At 65.9% G+C, this 18523-nt stretch carries 16 protein-coding genes; 13 read left to right on the top strand and 3 right to left on the bottom strand.

Annotated elements, in window-relative coordinates; genetic code table 11:
• The first annotated feature begins 31 nt into the window (after window positions 1–31).
• From C8D78_RS04725 to C8D78_RS04710, 4 genes are all read left to right on the top strand, one after another.
• On the top strand, window positions 32–697 hold the full coding sequence (locus C8D78_RS04725; protein ID WP_244208262.1) for a glycosyltransferase family 2 protein: 666 nt from the start codon (window positions 32–34) through the stop codon (window positions 695–697).
• A 4-nt stretch (window positions 698–701) separates the two neighbouring features.
• Window positions 702–1100, top strand: coding sequence for a DUF2304 domain-containing protein (locus C8D78_RS04720; protein WP_120950765.1), 399 nt, complete (start codon window positions 702–704; stop codon window positions 1098–1100).
• Entirely contained in the window at window positions 1097–2188 is a 1092-nt protein-coding gene (locus C8D78_RS04715) for an acyltransferase (protein WP_167467856.1), read from the top strand. Before C8D78_RS04720 ends, C8D78_RS04715 begins: the two co-directional genes overlap by 4 nt.
• 77 nt (window positions 2189–2265) lie before the next feature.
• Window positions 2266–3411 (top strand): glycosyltransferase family protein, encoded by a 1146-nt coding sequence (locus C8D78_RS04710; RefSeq protein ID WP_120950763.1) that lies wholly within the window; start codon window positions 2266–2268, stop codon window positions 3409–3411.
• A 183-nt stretch (window positions 3412–3594) separates the two neighbouring features.
• Here C8D78_RS04710 and C8D78_RS19800 read toward each other — a convergent pair whose 3' ends face one another.
• Together C8D78_RS19800 and C8D78_RS04695 are read right to left on the bottom strand one after the other, a co-directional pair.
• Window positions 3595–7023, bottom strand: coding sequence for a GH25 family lysozyme (locus C8D78_RS19800; protein WP_244208261.1), 3429 nt, complete (start codon window positions 7021–7023; stop codon window positions 3595–3597).
• 249 nt (window positions 7024–7272) lie between these two features.
• On the bottom strand, window positions 7273–9891 hold the full coding sequence (locus C8D78_RS04695; RefSeq protein ID WP_120950761.1) for a GH25 family lysozyme: 2619 nt from the start codon (window positions 9889–9891) through the stop codon (window positions 7273–7275).
• 299 nt (window positions 9892–10190) lie between these two features.
• Here C8D78_RS04695 and galE point away from each other — a divergent pair, with 299 nt between their 5' ends.
• Complete coding sequence (gene galE, locus C8D78_RS04690) at window positions 10191–11234, top strand: UDP-glucose 4-epimerase GalE (RefSeq protein ID WP_120950760.1); 1044 nt, start codon at window positions 10191–10193, stop codon at window positions 11232–11234.
• A gap of 15 nt (window positions 11235–11249) precedes the next feature.
• Here galE and C8D78_RS04685 read toward each other — a convergent pair whose 3' ends face one another.
• Window positions 11250–12122 carry a glycosyltransferase family 2 protein gene (locus tag C8D78_RS04685; RefSeq protein ID WP_147429549.1) on the bottom strand — a complete coding sequence of 291 codons (873 nt, stop codon included), beginning with the start codon at window positions 12120–12122 and terminating at the stop codon, window positions 11250–11252.
• Window positions 12123–12308: 186 nt separating this feature from the next.
• Between C8D78_RS04685 and C8D78_RS04680 the strand changes: the two genes are divergently transcribed.
• The 8 genes from C8D78_RS04680 to prfB all read left to right on the top strand — a co-directional run bounded on the left by C8D78_RS04680 (window position 12309) and on the right by prfB (window position 18337).
• Window positions 12309–13532, top strand: coding sequence for a TadA family conjugal transfer-associated ATPase (locus C8D78_RS04680; protein ID WP_120950758.1), 1224 nt, complete (start codon window positions 12309–12311; stop codon window positions 13530–13532).
• On the top strand, window positions 13532–14386 hold the full coding sequence (locus tag C8D78_RS04675; RefSeq protein ID WP_120950757.1) for a type II secretion system F family protein: 855 nt from the start codon (window positions 13532–13534) through the stop codon (window positions 14384–14386). Before C8D78_RS04680 ends, C8D78_RS04675 begins: the two co-directional genes overlap by 1 nt.
• Complete coding sequence (locus C8D78_RS04670) at window positions 14383–15324, top strand: type II secretion system F family protein (RefSeq protein WP_120950756.1); 942 nt, start codon at window positions 14383–14385, stop codon at window positions 15322–15324. Before C8D78_RS04675 ends, C8D78_RS04670 begins: the two co-directional genes overlap by 4 nt.
• A gap of 131 nt (window positions 15325–15455) precedes the next feature.
• Window positions 15456–15665 (top strand): hypothetical protein, encoded by a 210-nt coding sequence (locus tag C8D78_RS04665; RefSeq protein WP_244208259.1) that lies wholly within the window; start codon window positions 15456–15458, stop codon window positions 15663–15665.
• Window positions 15666–15776: 111 nt separating this feature from the next.
• Window positions 15777–16124 (top strand): TadE family protein, encoded by a 348-nt coding sequence (locus C8D78_RS04660; RefSeq protein WP_244208296.1) that lies wholly within the window; start codon window positions 15777–15779, stop codon window positions 16122–16124.
• Window positions 16105–16539: a hypothetical protein gene (locus tag C8D78_RS04655; protein ID WP_120950754.1), complete on the top strand. Its 435-nt coding sequence runs from the start codon at window positions 16105–16107 to the stop codon at window positions 16537–16539. Before C8D78_RS04660 ends, C8D78_RS04655 begins: the two co-directional genes overlap by 20 nt.
• A 122-nt stretch (window positions 16540–16661) precedes the next feature.
• Window positions 16662–17075 (top strand): pilus assembly protein TadG-related protein, encoded by a 414-nt coding sequence (locus C8D78_RS04650; protein WP_120950753.1) that lies wholly within the window; start codon window positions 16662–16664, stop codon window positions 17073–17075.
• 146 nt (window positions 17076–17221) lie between these two features.
• Complete coding sequence (gene prfB, locus C8D78_RS04645; RefSeq protein ID WP_120950752.1) at window positions 17222–18337, top strand: peptide chain release factor 2; 1116 nt, start codon at window positions 17222–17224, stop codon at window positions 18335–18337.
• The last annotated feature ends 186 nt before the right edge of the window (window positions 18338–18523 follow it).

Genomic DNA, 18523 nt, shown 5'->3' with positions numbered 1-18523 from the left:
TCGAAGGTGCCGGCTGTGGAATACTTGACGGGTGAGTCGCACCTGGATAGTCATACCTATGTACAACGAGGCCTCCGTCGTGGGCGGGGTAATCGACGGACTCCGCAAGGATTTTCCGAACGTCGTTTGCGTCGATGACGGAAGCAGCGATGGCTCGCAGGAGGTAGCCAGGCAGGCCGGCGCTGTGGTCGTCCAGCACCCGGTCAACCTGGGCCAGGGCGCGGCACTCCAGACGGGTTTCGAGTATGCGCTGCAGGATCCCGAACTCGACTGCATCGTAACGTTCGACGCCGACGGGCAGCACCGGGTAGAGGATGCCAAGGCAATGGCCGACCGCGTGCGGAACGGCGAAGCCGACCTGGTGCTGGGCTCACGGTTCCTGGACGGACGAACGAAGCTTTCCCCCGCAAAGCGTCTGGTGCTGCGGACCGCGGCGATCCAGTCCCGGCTGGCAACCGGAATGGCGCTGACCGACGCGCACAACGGACTGCGGGCCATCGGGCCGGAGGTTGCGCGCAAGATCCACCTCACCCAGAACAGGATGGCGCACGCCTCCGAGCTCATCCACCAGGTGTCCGAGATCAAACCGCACTGGGTGGAACACCCCGTTGAAATCATCTACACCGATTACTCCAAGGCAAAAGGCCAGTCCTTGCTGAACTCCGTCAACATCATCGCTGACCTTCTGTTTAGGTGAGAAATTGCAGATCATAGTCCAAATAGCCCTCGTACTGGCTGTCGTCATCGTTTCCCTCGCGCTCATGCGGGGCGGTTCGAATGCCCGGCATCTGGCCATCCGCCGGATCATGCTGGTGATATTCGCGGTCGTGGCCGCGTTGTCTATCTTCTTTCCTGAGCTGCTGACCATGCTCGCCCGTTCCCTGGGCATTGGCCGCGGCACGGATCTGGTCCTCTACGGGCTGATCGTCAGCTTCTTGGTCTTCATGGCCACGACCTACCAGCGCTTCAGGCACATGGAGACAACGCTGACACAGCTCTCCCGCCGGATCGCCATTGACGAGACCCCGCGTCCCTGGCTCAAGGACGCCCCGAAGGCCTCGTCCACCCTGTTCTCGGAACGGATGCAGGAGACCGAGTGACGGTTCTCGGGACGCACAGGGAGGATAACGCGGCCGTGGCCTCGCCGCGCGACTATTCCCTGGACATCCTGAGAATTCTCAGTATTTGTGGCGTCGTAGCGATCCACCTCTTCGGGTACGTGGTGGGCCATTCCGGCCGCGGGTCCCGCAACTGGTGGCTGGGGGCAGGCCTGGATATCCCCTTCATCTGGGTCGTGCCCGTATTTGTGATGATCTCCGGCGCACTCCTGCTGGCACCCCGGGACCGCGTCCTGGCGCCAGGACCGTTTTACCGCAAGCGGGCGGTCCGGCTGTTGCCGGCCCTCATCGCGTGGCACTTGATCTATCTGGTTGGAGTCCGCTGGCTAATGCGCGGTGAAGACCTGGCACCGGCCCGGGTGGCCCAGCTGGTGTTTGACGGCGCCGTCTTCACCCAGCTGTATTTTCTTTGGCTGATCCTGGGCCTTTACCTGGTTGCTCCGCTCATCACGGCATTCCTGAGGGACGGGGGGCCGCGGCGGCCGCAGATCCTGGCTGCCGTCCTGCTGGCCGCCACCGCGCTGGCTTTCATGGCCCCAGAAATCGTTGCGTCGCTGGGCCTCGCCAGACCGATCAGCCTGAACATCTTCACCTACTGGCTCCCATACGTTGGCTATTTCGTGGCCGGCCGCGCACTGAGGGACGTTGTTCTCAGCGGCGGGCCACTGCTCGCCGCGATCGTGGCCGCACTTGGCCTGGCGGGACTCTGTCTGTGGCAGTACGGAAACCACGGACCGGCAGGATTGCTGAACGTGGTGTCACCGGTCAGCTATCTCTCGCTGACCGTCATGATGTTGTCCGTGGCGGTATTCCTGTCCGCCAAATCGATGTTCAGCAGAATCAGGCCAAAGCCTGCCACCGGGCGGATGCTGGTCACCCTTTCCGGCGCTTCGTTCGGCGTGTTCCTCGTGCACCTGCTGGTCTTCGAGGTCATCAGGCTGCACGTGCCGGCGGTCTTTGACGGCAGGTCGATCGGGGTGGCCTTAGCAGCCTATGCGGCAACCCTGGCCCTAAGCTTTGCCATATCTGTCCTGGCGGCGCGGATTCCCGTTCTGCGGACCATTTTTTAGCGGCAGGCTTCACCCCGCGCCAGCGGAGCCTCGCCCGGCGTGAAGGGGTGGGCCTTGCGGTCTGGAATGATGGAGGGATGACTGCCTTGCCCCGACTTCTCATCATTTCCTTCTCGCCGATCCGGTCGGACCCGCGCGTGCTCAAGCAGGTGGGTCTTTTCAGCGGGAAGTACCACCTCATCACGTGCGGTTATGGGGCCGCCCCGGATGGCGTGGACGAGCATTTTGCCCTCTCGCCTGATGCCGTCGGCTGGCCTTCGGACCGGATCGGCCTGCTGGGGCACCGCTACCGGCGCGCCTACGACCAAATGTCGGCGGTCCAGGAGGCACGGAAGTTGCTGGCAGGGCTGTCCGTTGATGTCATTCTTGCCAATGACCTGAACACGCTGCCGTTGGCCCTGGAGCTGGAACCGAAGTACGGGGTCCATTCAGATCTTCATGAGTTTGCACCGAAGGAAAAGGACGACGACCCCAAGTGGCGTATGTTCGTCGCTCCGTACATGCGGTGGCTCTGCCGCACGTACCTGCCCCGGGCCCGCTCCCTCACCACGGTCGCCCCAGGGATCGCGGCGCAGTACACCAAGGACTTCGGGGTTGCGGCGGACGTGGTCACCAACGCGGCGCCCTTCGCGGAGGGAGCACCCCGTCCGGTCGGGGAGACCATCAGGCTGATCCATAGTGCCGCGGGGCAGCGCTACCGGAAGCTGGAGAACCTTATTGAGGCGATGCGCAGCGCGCCGTCCGGGGTTGAGCTGGACATGATCGTGATGCCCAACGAGCCGGACTACGTCGCCGAGCTGAAGCAGGCGGCGGCTGACGTGCCTGCGGTGAAGTTCCGCGACCCGGTGCCTTATGCCGAACTCGTTCAGACCTTGAGCGGATATGACGTTTCGCTGGTGTTCCTTCCCCCGACAAATTTCAATATGGAAAACGCCTTGCCAAACAAGTTCTTCGAGGCGGTCCAGGCCCGGCTGGGAGTGATTGTGGGACCCTCACCGTCGATGGTGGAAATCGTGAAACAGTACGGCTTCGGCACGGTCACCCCGGACTTCTCTCCGACGGCGCTGGCCAGGACGATCCAGTCGCTGAACCCGGAGCAAATCATGGAGTGGAAGCGGGCGGCGGATTCCGCCGCCAGGCCGCTGGCGGCGGAATCACAGCTCGGGATCTGGGAGGCGGCGATCCGTGCCTTGCTGCCTGCCTCTGATTCCGCCGTGTCCTGAGGCCCTGCCCTAACGGCAAGAATGTGAGCGGTCCACGTCGGGAACCGACGTGGACCGCTCACATGTGCCTCGCAGTACAGAACCGGCAAACCTCCCGCGGCTCTGCCTTCCCAACAGGCCTTCTCCAACGAGGCCTTCCCTAGCAGGGCCCTCCCTCATCGGGACTCCCTGCCGGGGCCTTCGCTAGTAGGCGGAGGTCGCCATCGAAACCACGGTCGACGACGGCATGGTTCCGGCCGTGGAGCGGGTGCCCCACGTGCTTCCGGCGACTATGGGGTAGTAGCCGAGCTGGCCGTTCGAAAGGAGTGCCATGACACCCTTGGAGCCTGCGCCGGCAAAGCCGGACGTGCTGGAAAACTGCTTGAAGTACTGCCACGATGAGCCAACGGTCTTCCGCGTCTCGGAGATAAAGCCGCCCTGGCCGTTGGAGCGGTAAAGCCGCATGGCGCCCAGGGAATTGACCGCAAGGAGATCCTGGTTGTCGTCGCCGTCGAAGTCGGTCATGGCAATTTTCAGACCAGCCCACCCCACCCCGATTTTGACGGGGGCGCTGAGCGTCCCGCCGGAAACATTGGCCCAGTAGTACAGCGCGCCGTCCGATCCATAGCCGACGAGTCCCGGATAGCTGCTCGCCTTCACCCACCGGCCGGTGACGAATGTCGTCTGTGCGAAGCCGGTGCTGGCCAGTGTTACCGGGCCGGTGAAGCCGCCGGTCTTGGCGCCGAAGTAGACGCTGAGGGCCCCCGAGGACCACTGCGCCAGCACGTCCGGCACACCGTCCTTGTTCCAGTCGAGAACGTGGAGGGTCTTAGCGGTGGACCAGCCGGGGCCGATGGGGTACGGAGTGTTCAGGCCGCCGGTTCCGTTGGCCGGGTGTGCCCACAACACGCCGGCGGGGTCTACCCGCACGATGTCGGACGGTGAGGTGAGGGGCTGCTGGCGGATGATGGGGTTGCTGCCTGCGATCAGGATGGTGTTCCATCCCGTCCCCAGGCTCTGTTTGGTTCCCAGGACGCCCTTGGCCAGCGGGTAGTAGCCGAGGGCGCCGGTTGTGTCACGGGTGAGCAGGCCCGTGGAGCCGGTCCCTGTGAAGCCAAGGGCGGGGCTGATGCTGTTCATGACAGACCACCCGGCGCCGAGCTGGGGGCGGTTCTCAGTGATGAATGTGCCCGAGCCGTTGGAGCGGAACAGGCTCACGCGGCCGATGTTGTCCACGGCGGTGAGGTCCTGATTGCCGTCGCCGTCGGCGTCCAGCATGGTGATGTCCGAGCGGGCAAAAGTGGTCCCCAGGATTGTCGGGGTTCCCACCGCGCTGCCGCTGGCGTTGCTGTAAAACGCCACGACGCCGTCCGGCCGGCGGACGATCACGCCGGGATACTTGGCGCCCTTCAGCCAGGGTCCAAACGTGACGTCAGCGCCTGCCAATCCCGAGAGCAGAACCGCGGGCGCCGAAAATCCTCCGGCGGACAGGCCGGTGCGGATAGTCAGGGCGCCTGCGTTGGTCTGCACCGCCAGGTCCTGGATGCCGTCTGCGTTCCAGTCCACAACATGCACGGAAGCTATGCCCGTGAAGCCCGTTCCGATCTTGACCGGAGAGCCAAGGGCCCCGGCGCCGGCCGGGCGCCGGTAGAGACTGCCGTCAACGTAGGCCGTTACGACGTCGGACGCGGCCTTGATTGACGGGTTGACAGTCGGCGTCGGCGTCGGCGTCGGGGTGGGTGTGGGTGTCGGCGTCGGAGTTGGGGTGGGTGTCGGGGTGGGCGTTGGCGTGGGGCTTGGAGAAGGGGAAGGGACCGTGATGTTGATGTTCTCGCCGCCGGCAATGAGGAAGCTGCCCCACCCCGCACCGATGACTGTGGAGGCGCCCCAGCTGGAGTTCCCCGGAACGGGGTAGTAGTGAAGGTAACCGTCACGGGTGCGGGCCATGATGCCGGTTGCAGCGTAGCCCTGGAAGGAGAACGTGACCGTCACGCTGGTCATCTGGTTCCAACCGGTCCCGACGGTCCGGGGCGATTCGGCAATGAAAGATCCCGCGCCGTTGGAGCGATACTGGCGCATGGTCCCGGCGGAGTCCTGGGCGAGGATGTCCTGGTTCCCGTCGCCGTCAAAGTCGACCATGGTCAGATTCAGATTGCTCCAGCCGCCGCTGATCTGGCTGCCCGCGCTGACGCCTCCGCCGGAACTGTTGCGCCACAGGACGAGGTTGCCGGCGTCGTCCCGGGTGAGGATTTGTGGGAAGTAGCTGCTGCTCAGCCAGTACCCGATGGTGAGCTGGTAGCCTCCCCATCCCGAGGCTGCCAGCACGGGTCCAGTCGCGAAGCCGCCGGTAGCGATGCCGAGGTAGACGTTGGTCCGGCCGGACGTCCATTGAGCAACCACGTCGAGGACGCCGTCGGCGTTCCAGTCGATCACGTTGACCGACCTGAGCCCCGTCCACCCCTGGCCGATCTGCTTCCGGGTACCAAAGCTGCCTGTGCCGCTGGCCGGATAGTCCCACAGGGCGCCGCTGGCATCGGCGGCCACGACGTCGCCGGTTGACATGATTGAAGGCTTCGGGACCGTGCCGTCAGCAGTGGAGGCGAACTTCTGCAAATTGGCGAAGGTGCCGTTCCAGGCGTTGGAGTCGCCGGCGAAGGGGCCCGTGCTGCTGTACTGCCAGACGCTGTAGGTTCCCCAGCCGTTGGGCACATTGCCGATGTATGTCGAGTAGGACGCCAGGTGAAGCGGCTGGTTTCCGAAGGCGCCCGAGTTGCCCGTGCACTGGGACCACCAGCCCGCGGTGGTGTAGATCATCGGCAGGCGGCCGGTCCGGGACAGCATGCGGTTGGAGAAATCCTGGAGCCAGCCGACCATGGCGGCGGCACTCATGTTGTAACAGGTGTTGCCGAGCGTGCTGTACGGGTTGTACTCGATGTCCAGCAGCGGCGGCATGGTTTTTCCATCGGGACTCCAGCCGCCGCCGCTGTTGATGAAGTAGTCCGCCTGCGCCGCGCCGGTGGAAACGGACGGAAGCGCGAAGTGGTACGCGCCGCGGATGAGGCCAGCGTTCAGGGACCCGGAGTACTGGGCGGCAAAGGCAGGGCTGCGGTAGCTGAGGCCTTCGGAAGCTTTCACATACGCGAACCGGGCGCCCATGGAGTACTGCGCCGGCCAGTTCACGGTCGGCTGGTAGCCGCTCACGTCCAGGCCTTGAACGCCGGGGGCCTGCCAGGTGCTTTGGATCTGCAGGGACTCGGCCACAGCCGAAGACGCACCGGACCGGGGGGAGCCGGCCAGCCGGGTCTTCAGGCCCTGGCCCATGTAGGCGCCGTTTGCGCCGATGGCGGCGTTGAGCGCCGTCATGTCGATGGCTCCGGCAGAGGCCGTACCCGCCTGCGTCGGCGTCGGCGCCGGCGCCGGTGTCGGTGTCCCTGTCGGCGCCGGCGCCGATGTCGCCGCCGGGACCGGGCCGGGTGCCGGCGTGGCCGCAGCCTTTGGCGAAGCCGACGGTGCGGGCTCGAGAGCCCAGGCCTGGGCTGGAAGGCCGAGGGCCGCTATCGCGGTGACCGCCACGGCTGCGACGGTCCGGAGCCGCCAAGTGCTTCGAAGTGACAGGGTCGTGTTCGGCTTCATGTCTCTCCCCGGAGCGCTAACGTGCTCAGCAAACACGCTACCTGTTTCACCATGACCGGTCGTCCGCCAGTCGGAGGCCGATATGTCAATTCGGTTGGTCTTGACGCGGAAACGATAGCACCGGATCGGCTGTGATACCAGAGTGACGGGTGGTGTCTCTGATATGTGAGTGATGGTCCTGACGCAGGCGTCGGCAGGCCGGTCGGCAGGTGTCAGCCGGGTGCGGCCCGCCTGGCTATCGGAACAGATTCACTTGAAGGAAACCGCTGTGCCGGTGGCGGGGGACCAGCGGATGGTGCCGCCCTGGAAGCTCTGGTCGCAGCCGCCGCCGGTCAGGCCACAAATTTCGTTGCCGGTGGGGTAGCCGAGTTTGCCGTTTTCGTATCCGAGGGAGCCCCAGGTCGTGCGGATGGCTCCCCACGTGGCGTAGGCGCCCGTGGCGGGGGACCAGTGGATGGTGCCGCCCTGGAATGTCTGGTAGCAGCCGCCGCCGGTCAGGCCACAGATTTCGTTGCCGGTGGGGTAACCGAGTTTGCTGTTTTCGTAACCGAGGGATCCCCAGGTCGAGCGGATGGCGCCCCAGGTGGCGTAGGCGCCGGTGGCGGGGGACCAGTGGATGGTGCCGCCCTGGAATGTCTGGTAGCAGCCGCCGCCGGTCAAACCGCAGGCCTCGTTGCTCATCGGGTAGCCGAGTTTGCCGTTTTCATAACCGAGGGAGCCCCAGGCCGCCCGGATGGCGCCCCACGTGGCGTAGGCGCCGCTGCCGGGCGTCCAGTGGATGGTGCCGCCCTGGAAGCGCTGGTAGCAGCCGCCGCCGGTCAAGCCGCACATCTCGTTGCTCGCCGGATAGCCGAGTTTGCCGTTTTCATAGCCGAGGGAGCCCCAGGCCGCCCGGATGGGTCCGGACGTGGCGTAGGCGCCGGTGCCGGGGGACCAATGGATGGTGCCGCCCTGGAAACCCTGGTAGCAGCCGCCACCGGTCAGTCCGCAGATCTCGTTGGTGACGGGGTAGCCGAGTTTGCCGTTTTCAAAACCGAGGGATCCCCAGGTCGAGCGGATGGCGCCCCAGGTGGCGTAGGCGCCAGTGGCAGGGGACCAGTGGATGGTGCCGCCCTGGAAGCCTTGGTAGCAGCCGCCGCCGGTCAGGCCGCAGGTCTCATTGCCCGTCGGGTAGCCGAGTTTGCCGTTTTCGTAGCCGAGGGCGCCCCACGTTGAGCGAATGGCACCCCAGGTGGCGACGGCGCCGGTCGCGGGGGACCAATGGATGGTGCCGCCTTGGAAACCCTGGTAGCAGCCGCCATTGACCAGCCCGCAGGTCTCATTGCTGGTGGGGTAGCCGAGTTTGCCCGTTTCGAAGCCGAGGGAGCCCCAGGTCGCATGGATGGCACCCCAGGTGGCGACGGCGCCGGTGCCGGTGGTCCAGTGGATGGTGCCGCCCTGGAAGCCCTGGTAACAGCCTCCACCGGTCAGGCCGCAGGTCTCGTTGGTGACGGGGTAGCCGAGTTTGCCGTTTTCGAAGCCGAGGGAGCCCCAGGTCGAGCGGATGGCGCCCCACGTGGCGTGGGCCCCGGTGGCGGGGGACCAGTGGATGGTGCCGCCCTGGAAGCGCTGGTAGCAGCCGCCGCCGGTCAGCCCGCAGATCTCATTGCTGGTTGGATACCCCAGTTTCCCGCCGCCGCCACCGACTGCAGCCCACGCGGCCCCGATCCCTCCGGTGACGACGAAGCCGGATGCGAACGTTTTCAGCCCCGCGTAGTCACCGTTCCAGACATTCGAGTCACCGTTAAAGGGCCCCAAACTGCTGTACTGCCAGATGCTGTAGTTGCCCCAGCTGGAGGGTATGGGCCCGGCGTCGTTCGACGCGGTTGTCGGGTAGGAGGCCACCCACAGCGGGTAGTTCCCGAATCCTGAAGCATTTCCGAGGCACTGGTTCCACCATGATGTGTTGGTGTAAATCACGGGCAGGCGGCCCGTCAGCGAAAGCATGGTGTTGCCAAAGTCCCGCACCCAGGAGGCTAGCTGGGCAGCAGACATGCCATAGCAGGTGTTTCCAAAGTTGAAGCCGTTGATGGTGCGGCCGGCATAGGGGTTGAACTCGAAATCGAGGACCGGAGGCATCGTGTAACCGTCCGCGCTCCATCCGCCACCGTTGTTGACGAAGTAGCGTGCTTGATCGGCCCCGGTGGACCAATTGGGAATCGCGAAGTGATAGGCGCCGCGGACCATCCCGACACTGCGGGAACCTTGATACTGGGAGGCGAAGGTCTCGCTGGCGTAATAGTTGCCTTCTGTCGCCTTGACGTAGGCGAAACGTGCCCCCGCGTTCCACTGCTGCTGCCAGTCGACCGAGGTCTGATGGCCGCTGACATCAAGACCCTGGACGCCGAACGTCGGCTGCCAGGTGCTTTGTGTTGTCAGGGCCTCGGTGGTCAGGGTCTTGCTGCTGGTGCCGGGACCTGCGGCGGCTGTGCCCGTAACGCGGGCGGACCGCTGCCCCATCTCGGCGCCCCCCGCGCCGACCGCAGCGGCCATCGCAGCCCGATCCGGTGCGCCGGAGGGTGCAGGCGAATTCGACGTCGGGGCAGTGGCGGTTGGTGATGGCGCGGGTTTGGGAGCCGTCAGCGCCGATGCCTGTGCCGTCGCAGTGGCTGTGGCAGTCGCCGTCGCCGTGGCAACGGCTGACGCAGCAGGCGTCGGCGTTGGCGTGGAAGCAGTGGCCGGCGTCGGCGTCGCAACACCTGGGCTCGGTGCTTCGGCGGCCGTCGCCGGCGCTGCCAATCCGGGACCTGCCAGCAGGGAAACCAGCAACAATGCGGTCCCGGCGCGCCTTCGGAAATCGTTGCCGTGGGGAAGTTGGGTCCGCTTCATATTCTGCTCCGGAACGATGGTGCGCTTCGCAAGCGCGGCATATATGTCTCAGATGAATTCGGATCCGCGAGGGGGCCACCGAACGATGAGAATGTCTGACTTAACGGGCTTACCCTAACACCGTGTAACCAGTGTGGCCATTGTTCCTGATGTTTCTGAAGTGGCGGGCGGCATCGAAGCTTCCCGTCGGAAGCGTGAAATTAGTGGGCTGTCCGGGAGCCCGTTGTCTCTGGGAATGCTGGCCTGGCGGGCCCCGGTCGAGTTCGCAGTGGCCGGCCGATCCTTCTAAGCTGTCATGCATGAAGGTATTGGTTACCGGCGGCGCCGGCTACATCGGATCTCACACGACGCTGTCCCTCCTCGAAGCGGGGCACGAGGTTGTGGTGCTGGACAACCTGATGAATTCGAATGCGGAGTCCCTGCGCCGCGTGGAGCGGCTCACAGGCAAAACCGTTGACTTCCGGGAGGTTGACCTTCTTGACGCTCCCGGCGTCGACGCCGTTTTCGCCGAGGGCGGCTTCGAGGCAGTGATCCACTTCGCCGGGCTCAAGGCCGTGGGGGAATCGGTCGAGAAACCCCTGATGTACTACCAGAACAATGTCGTGGGCACCCTTAACCTGCTGCACAGTATGGACGCTGCCGGGGTACGCCGCCTGGTCTTCAGCTCCTCCGCCACCGTCTACGGTGCCTCAGATGAAGTTCCCCTCATCGAGAAGGCGCCGCTGGACGCCACCAACCCGTACGGCCGCACCAAGGAACAGATCGAGGACATCCTCACCGACCTCGGGGCCGCTGATCCCCGCTGGAGCATCGCGCTGCTGCGCTACTTTAACCCGGTGGGCGCCCACGAGTCCGGCCTGATCGGCGAGGACCCCAGCGGGATCCCCAACAACCTGCTGCCGTTTGTGGCCCAGGTGGCCGTGGGCCGCCGCGAAAAGGTCATGGTGTTCGGCAACGACTACCCGACGCCGGATGGCACGGGAGTGCGGGACTACATCCACGTGATGGACCTCGCGGCCGGCCACTTGGCCGCCTTGGGCTACCTCGGTGACAAGGCCGGGGTGTTCCGCTGGAACCTTGGCACCGGCCGGGGCTCCTCCGTGCTCGAGGTCATCGAGGCGTTCGTCACGGCGGCCGGGCATCCGGTGCCGTACGACTTCGCGCCCCGCCGCCCGGGCGACGCCGCCGTCAGCTACGCCGACCCCTCGGCTGCCCTGGCGGATCTGGGCTGGTCCGCGCACCGCAGCCTCGCACAGATGTGCGAGGACCACTGGCGCTGGCAAAGCAATAACCCGCAGGGCTACAACGCGGTTGCCGAGCCCGCCGGAATCAAGGCCGACTAGCCGGGGTCAAGCCGGTCAGAGGCGGTAGCTGGCCAACAGCCGCGCCTCGACGCCGCGTCGGTCGTTCTCGCCAAGCCGGCTGGCCGCCTCCATCATGCACCGGACAAATTCCGCGATGTCGGGGTCCTCCGGGTACGGTTTTCCGGCCGCCGGGCGGTTGTAAAGGACGGTGGAAGCCGATCCGTGGAACCCGATCCGGTCCGCGGCCAGCTTGCTGAACGATTCCGCGAGGATCTTGTCCCCGTTTTCGTCCGACCAGGCCCGGGTCTGGCTGAGCTGGGTCTGGTGGCGGCGGTAGGCAATGGTTGGCAGCCGCGGGATGCGGCGCATGCGCAGCCCCGCCGTCGCGGCACGAAGCCACAGGTCATAGTCCTCCGCCGGGGTCGCCTGGTACCCGCCGAGCGACTCCAGGGCGGCGCGCGAGGCGTACATGGTCGGGTTCATCAGCACGTTCGTCAGCATGAGGTGCAGCGGCATGGCCTCAGCGGAGATGCCCGGCTCGAAGCGTGGCTTGAACGGGACGTTCTTGGCGTTGATCATGAGGGCCTGCGAGAAGACCATGTCCACGCCGTCGAGGGCACGCCGCTGAACCGCGAACCGCCACGGCAGGCAGATATCGTCGCCGTCGATGCGGGCCACGTGTTCGCCGCTGGCATGCGAGAGCAGCGCGGTCGAAGCAGCAGCGACGCCGGCTGACTGCTCATTGCGGAAGACCTTGAGCCGTTTGTCACTCAAGCCCGCGAGGAAGGCGCCGGTGCCGTCGGTGCTGCCGTCGTCCAGAACGAGGAGCTCGGAGTCCCGCGGCATCGCACGCAGCGTGCTGGCAACGGTTGACTTCAGGTAGGGCATCCCGTCCTTGACGGGGATCAGCACGCTCAGGTGTGGCACTTTCGACCTTTCTGTTAGCTAATGTCCGAGTCTAGTCGAGCGTCCTTGAGCGAGGTGATCCGGGCCCGCTGCCGCGAACTTATCCACACGCGTCGTTGGCGCCCTTGTCGGAACGACCGGGCTCCTCTAGTTTTAACCCAGTTGCACTGCCCCAGGGGGATGGGTAGCGGTCATGTTGGGGGCACCGTGGAAGCCGTGCGCATCGTCGAGGACGAAGTCCGTGAGTTGATCCGTCGCCGTGGGCTGGATCCCCTGCGCCAGAGCGGGGAGGTCCGCCGCCTCGTGGAGGAGGCAATCAGCGACTACGACGAGCGGGCGCTGCTCGCGCCGCTTCCGCCCATCGGCCCGCTGGAGCAGGCCCGCAGATTCGTCTTTGACGCTGTGGCCGGGTTCGGCACGCTGCAGCCGCTCCTGGACGATCCAGGCATCGAGGAAATCTGGCTGAATGCCCCGAACGAGATCTACGTGGCGCGCAACGGCGAATCCGAACTGACCTCCGTGACGCTGACGGATCAGCAGGTCCGGGACCTTGTGGAACGGATGCTCAAGAGCTCCGGCCGGCGGCTGGACATGTCCTCCCCGTTCGTGGACGCGGCGCTCCCGGACGGCTCGCGACTCCACGTCGTCATCCCGGATGTCACCCGGCGCCACTGGGCCATCAATATTCGCAAATTCGTGGTCAAAGCCAGCCGGCTGGAACACCTGGTGGAGCTGGGAACGCTGACCCCGCAGGCGGCCCGGTTTCTCGGCGCAGCCGTCGCCAGCGGACTCAACATCCTGGTCTCGGGCGCCACCCAGGCCGGCAAGACCACCATGCTCAACTGCCTCGCCGCGAGCATCGGCACCCGCGAGCGCGTCATCACGGTGGAGGAGATTTTCGAGCTGCAGTTTCCGCTCCGCGACGTGGTGGGCCTCCAATGCCGGCAGCCGAATCTGGAGGGCCAGGGCGAGATACCGCTGCGGCGCCTGGTCAAGGAGGCGCTGCGGATGAGGCCGGACCGGCTGGTGGTCGGCGAGGTCCGGGAAGCCGAGAGCCTGGACATGCTCATCGCCTTAAATTCCGGCATGCCCGGAATGTGTACCGTGCATGCGAACTCTGCACACGACGCGGTGACGAAGATCTGCACGCTCCCACTGCTCGCCGGCGACAACATTTCGAGTGCCTTCGTCGTGCCCACAGTGGCATCCTGCATTGATCTGGTGGTCCACTGCAGCAGGCACGCCAACGGGCGCAGGCAGGTCACGGAGATCCTCTCATTGGGCCGCCGGGTGGAGAACGGCATCATCGAGTCCTCCATGGTGTTCACGATGTCGGACGGGCAGCTCCTGCCCACGGCCACCTCCATGCCCGCCGCAGAAAAGTTTGCCCGCTCCGGGTTCGACGTCGCGGCGCTGCTGGAGCCGCGCTGATGGCGCCGCTCCTGGGAATGCTGGGCGGCGCGGGGCTTCTGTTGATCTGGTGGTCCGCATGGGAAAAGCCCGAGACTGCACCGCGCAAACCACGGACGAGCCGGCTTGAAGACCTGTTGCGGACTGCCGGCATTGAAAAGGTCAGCGCGGCGGGCCTGGTCGCCTCGTGTTTTGGGGTCGGGGTCTTCACGACCCTCGCATTCTTCGCAGCGACAGGGTCCGGGCCCATCGCGGGTTGCTTTGGCTTGTTCGGCGGCTGGCTGCCGATGGCCATGGTTCGGTGGCGTGCGAGAAAGCGCACGGCTGTCCTCCGCCAGTTGTGGCCCGACGTCGTAGATCATCTCCGGTCGGCCATTAGGGCAGGCTTGTCACTGCCTGAGGCCCTCATTCAGCTCGGCGAAAAGGGGCCGGAGGAGCTTCGCCACGTGTTTGTGGACTTCGGCTCTGATTACCGTTCGGGAGGCCAGTTTGATCCGTCGCTGACCCGGCTCAAGGAACGTCTGGCTGATCCCGTGGCGGACCGGATCGTCGAGGCGCTCCGGCTCACCCGGGAGGTGGGCGGCTCGGATCTGGGCAGGCTGTTGGGAACCCTCGCGGAGTTCCTGCGGGAAAGCGCCAGGACCAGGAGCGAGCTGGAAGCAAGGCAGTCCTGGACTGTCAATGCCGCGCGCCTGGCCGTGGCTGCTCCTTGGATTGTCCTGGTGTTGCTGGCAAGCCGTCCAGAGGCGGTAATTGCCTACAACACCACGGCTGGGGCCGCCGTGCTTCTCGGCGGACTGGCGGTCTCGCTGGCTTCCTACGCCATGATGTTGCGTATCGGCGCACTGCCGGAAGAACGGAGGGTGCTCCGATGACGGGGCTGATGGCGGGGGCCATGGTGTGCGGGGCAGTCTTGGGCACCGGTCTCTGGCTGTTCCTCGTGCGGCTTCCCTTCATGCGTCCGACGACGTTCGTCGAACGGATTGGTCCGCAGCTGAGAACCCACAATCTTGAATCCCGGCTGTTGCGCACCGCCCCGAGGAATATCACCCCGTTTGGGCCGCTGGAGCGGATACTCCGCCCGGCGATCCGCGATGGTGTCAGGTCCTTGGGCCGAATCAACCTTGGCGCCACGGCATTGAACCGCAGGCTTGCCCGCGCCGGCAGCGCCAAGACGGCGGTGGACTTCCGGGCCGAGCAGCTCCTATGGGCCGCCGGCGGCTTCGTCCTCGCCGTCGCCATCGCCGCGCTCGCCGCTTCCATGGGCCGCTTCAGCCCGTTCGTCGCAGTCGTGGCCGTGCTGGGGAGCGCCGCCGGCGGGTTCCTGCTTCGGGACTACCTGCTGGGCGTTCACATCAAGAAACGGGAAGCCAGGATGATGGCGGAGTTTCCCAGCATCGCAGAGCTCATGGCTCTGGCCGTCAGCGCCGGCGAAAGCGCCACCGGCGCGCTGGACCGGGTCTGCCGCAGCGCCCGGGGCGAACTCTCGCAAGAATTCAACCGGGTCCTCGCCGAGACCCGCGCCGGCAAGCCCCTCGTCGAAGCCCTGCGGGAGTTCTCTTCCCGAACAGATCAAGGGGCGCTGGTCCGCTTTGTTGACGGAGTAATTGTGGCAGTGGAACGCGGAACGCCCCTCGCCGACGTTCTCCGGGCGCAGGCGCAGGATGTCCGGGACACGGCCAAGAGGGACCTCATGGAGTCCGCCGGCAAAAAAGAAATCGGGATGATGGTGCCGCTCGTCTTCGGCGTGCTTCCGCTCACGGTCATTTTCGCCGTCTTCCCCGGCCTGGCCGCGATCAGTCTCGGACTCTAGGCAGACCACCGATCTAGAGACTGGAAAACCAAGGAAAACAGAGGGACTGGACCAACAGGAAAGAGGGCACTGTGAGGAACTTCGGAACCCGTATGGCGTTCATGGCTTGTGCGTTGGGTGCATTGGGAGCGATGAGCATGACAACCCGGTGGCCGGCTGCGCGGCGATCAGGGCAGCGGAACGGCACAACCGGGGGAGCAGGTCATCCCGAGCGGGGCGACGTCCCGGGCTGGGTGATGATCACCCTCATGTCGGCAGTCCTGGTGGCCGCCCTCCTGGCCCTCGCCGGTCCGGCGCTGGAGGGACTCTTCAACCAGGCCATGGATAAGGTCGGACAGTAACCCGTGGTGCGGGCCCGCGAAGTCCGTATCGGCAACGGCAGCCCAAGCGCGGCCAACCGTAGCCGCGGCACGGACTTTGACCACGGCAGCGACCCTGAACATGGCGCCGCCGTGGTGGACTTCGTGCTGATCGGCGCGTTGCTGACGCTGTTCTTCCTCGCGATCGTCCAGCTCACCCTGATCCAGCACGTCCGGAACACGCTGATCGACGCCGCCGCCTCAGGCGCCAGATACGGCACGCTGGCCGACCGAAGCGCCGGGGACGCCAAGGACCGGACCGTCCAGCTGATCACAGCGGCGCTCAACCCCGAGTTCGCCCGCGACGTCACCACAAGCGAATCTATGTTCCAGGGCATCCGCACCCTGGAAGTGACAGTCCGCGCACCCTTGCCGGTCATCGGCTTCATCGGCCCGCAGGCGTTTCTGGAGGTGAACGGTCATGCGGCCATCCAGCCATGAACGGGCGGAGCAGGGAAATGCTGTGGTCGAGTTTGTCTTCCTGTCCCTCCTGCTGATGGTTCCGCTCGTCTACTTCATCATCACCGTGGGCCAGATTCAGGGCGGCTCGTTCGCGGTGGTCGGCGCCGCAGACCAGGCGGCCAAGGTGTACGTTGCCCAGCCGGACGCGGCAAGGGCACGGGCCGCCGCCGAGCAGGCCGTGCTGCTGGCGCTCGCCGATTACGGCCAGCCTGCGGACAATGCGCGCATGGACACGAGCTGCGTACCCGCGGACTGCCTGGCCCCGGGCTCGACGGTGACCGTCACCGTCCACCTCACCGTGCCCCTGCCGTTTGTGCCCTTCAGCGATGCGCTCCATCTGAACGCGAGCCACCTCAGCGCATCGGCAACGCAGCTGGTGGGAAGGTTCCGGTGAGCAGCGCCGCCGGAGCGCCCGGGCGTCGAAGACTCCCACACTCCGGGCGCCGCACCGCTGCCAGCCGCCAACGCCTGCATCCCCGCAGCCAACGCCTGCATCCCCGCCGCCAAGAGGGCCAGGTGCTGGTGCTGAGCATCGGTTTCATCCTGGTGGCCCTGCTGGTCGCCACCGTCGTCATGGCCGCCTCCAGCCTTTACCTCGAACACAAGAAACTGCTCTCTCTCGCTGACGGCGCCTCGGTGGCGGCCGCGGACAGCTTCACCCTCGGCCAGCTCGGCAGCGCCGGCGGCACGCCGTCCGCCGTGCTCAGCGGGGCCAGGGTGCGCAGCGCCGCCGTCGAGTATCTGGGCCGCAACGGCGCGTTCGGCCGCTTCAGTAGCCTCACCGTGGCGCCGGCCACGGGAAGCCCGGACGGTTCCACCGCCGTCGTGGTGCTGAGTGCGGCGGTGCACCCGCCGGTGGTGAACTTCCTTATTCCGGACGGCATCCGGATCGAGGCGACGTCGACGGCGCGGTCCCGCCTCAGCCGCTGAGCTGCCCGGTCACCCCTGTTGCCCTATCACTTCGGGTTGCCAAAGGGCCCATTTGGCAACCCGAAGTGATGGGGCAACCGGCTATACCCGCTTTAGGCACGTAGCGGGTCGGGCGGCTAGGACACATAGCGTAGGCTTAAAAAACCATGGCAAACATTGATTTTCCCGCTGAAATCCGCGCGCTGCGGGCCACCTATGCGTCCATCGAGAACGTCTCGAACGTCGAGGCGCTCAAGGAAGACATCGCCGAGCTCAGCGAGCGTGCCGGTGAACCCAACCTGTGGGACGACCCCGCCGCGGCGCAGGTCATCACCTCCAAGCTCTCGCACAAGCAGTCCGAGCTCGAGCGCCTCAACAAGCTGACTGCCCGGATCGATGACCTCGAGGTCCTCGTGGAGCTCGGCCAGGACGAGGACGACGCCGACTCCATGGGCGAGGCCGCGGCGGAGCTGGAATCGGTCCGCAAGGCGCTGGGCGAACTCGAGGTTGTCACGCTGCTCTCCGGCGAGTTCGACGAGCGCGAAGCCGTGGTGACCATCCGGGCCGGCGCCGGCGGCGTGGATGCGGCGGACTTCGCCGAAATGCTGCTGCGGATGTACCTGCGCTGGGCCGAACGCCACGGGTACCCGACCACCATCATGGACACCTCCTACGCCGAAGAAGCAGGGCTGAAGTCCGCCACCTTCGAGGTCAAGGCCCCCTACGCCTACGGCACGCTCAGTGTCGAAGCCGGCACGCACCGCCTGGTCCGGATCAGCCCGTTCGACAACCAGGGCCGCCGCCAGACTTCCTTTGCCGCCGTGGAAGTGATTCCGCTGATCGAGCAGACGGACTCCATCGACATCCCGGACAACGAGATCCGCGTGGACGTGTTCCGCTCCTCGGGCCCCGGCGGCCAGTCGGTCAACACCACGGACTCCGCGGTGCGCCTGACGCACATCCCCACGGGCACGGTCGTGTCCATGCAGAACGAGAAATCGCAGCTGCAGAACCGCGCCGCCGCCCTGCGCGTGCTGCAGTCCCGCCTGCTGCTCCTGAAGAAGGAACAGGAAGACGCCGAGAAGAAGGCGTTCGCCGGCGACGTCAAGGCCTCGTGGGGCGACCAGATGCGTTCCTACGTCCTCAACCCGTACCAGATGGTCAAGGACCTCCGCACCGAGCACGAGGTCGGCAACACCTCCGCGGTGTTCGACGGCGAAATCGACGACTTCATCGACGCCGGCATTCGCTGGCGGACGGACAACCGCAACGCCGAGAAGTAGGCCTGCACCCCGGCTGGGCGCCGCGGCTGGCAGGTCCCTGACAATCGCGCGACACACCCCGCCCTGCCGGTCGATCCGCCGTTACCCGTGCGTATAGTCGAGGGGCCGGAGCTCTACTTCCCCCAAACGAAAGCCCTTGCGCCGGCAGCAGCACCGGGTCCCCGCGGCCTTGTCCTGCAGGGTACT

Source organism: Arthrobacter oryzae (assembly GCF_003634095.1).
In the GTDB taxonomy this organism is placed as follows: Bacteria; Actinomycetota; Actinomycetes; order Actinomycetales; family Micrococcaceae; genus Arthrobacter; species Arthrobacter oryzae.
This window is presented reverse-complemented; position numbering and strand designations above follow the sequence as displayed.

Bases quoted from the DNA above. Each gene is read 5' to 3' on its own strand.
- C8D78_RS04710 (WP_120950763.1), top strand. From the start codon at position 2,266: ATGACTGCCTTGCCCCGACTTCTCATCATTTCCTTCTCGCCGATCCGG.
- C8D78_RS19800 (WP_244208261.1), bottom strand. From the start codon at position 7,023: ATGAAGCCGAACACGACCCTGTCACTTCGAAGCACTTGGCGGCTCCGG.
- C8D78_RS04695 (WP_120950761.1), bottom strand. From the start codon at position 9,891: ATGAAGCGGACCCAACTTCCCCACGGCAACGATTTCCGAAGGCGCGCC.
- galE (WP_120950760.1), top strand. From the start codon at position 10,191: ATGAAGGTATTGGTTACCGGCGGCGCCGGCTACATCGGATCTCACACG.
- C8D78_RS04675 (WP_120950757.1), top strand. From the start codon at position 13,532: ATGGCGCCGCTCCTGGGAATGCTGGGCGGCGCGGGGCTTCTGTTGATC.
- C8D78_RS04670 (WP_120950756.1), top strand. From the start codon at position 14,383: ATGACGGGGCTGATGGCGGGGGCCATGGTGTGCGGGGCAGTCTTGGGC.
- C8D78_RS04665 (WP_244208259.1), top strand. From the start codon at position 15,456: ATGAGCATGACAACCCGGTGGCCGGCTGCGCGGCGATCAGGGCAGCGG.
- C8D78_RS04655 (WP_120950754.1), top strand. From the start codon at position 16,105: ATGCGGCCATCCAGCCATGAACGGGCGGAGCAGGGAAATGCTGTGGTC.
- prfB (WP_120950752.1), top strand. From the start codon at position 17,222: ATGGCAAACATTGATTTTCCCGCTGAAATCCGCGCGCTGCGGGCCACC.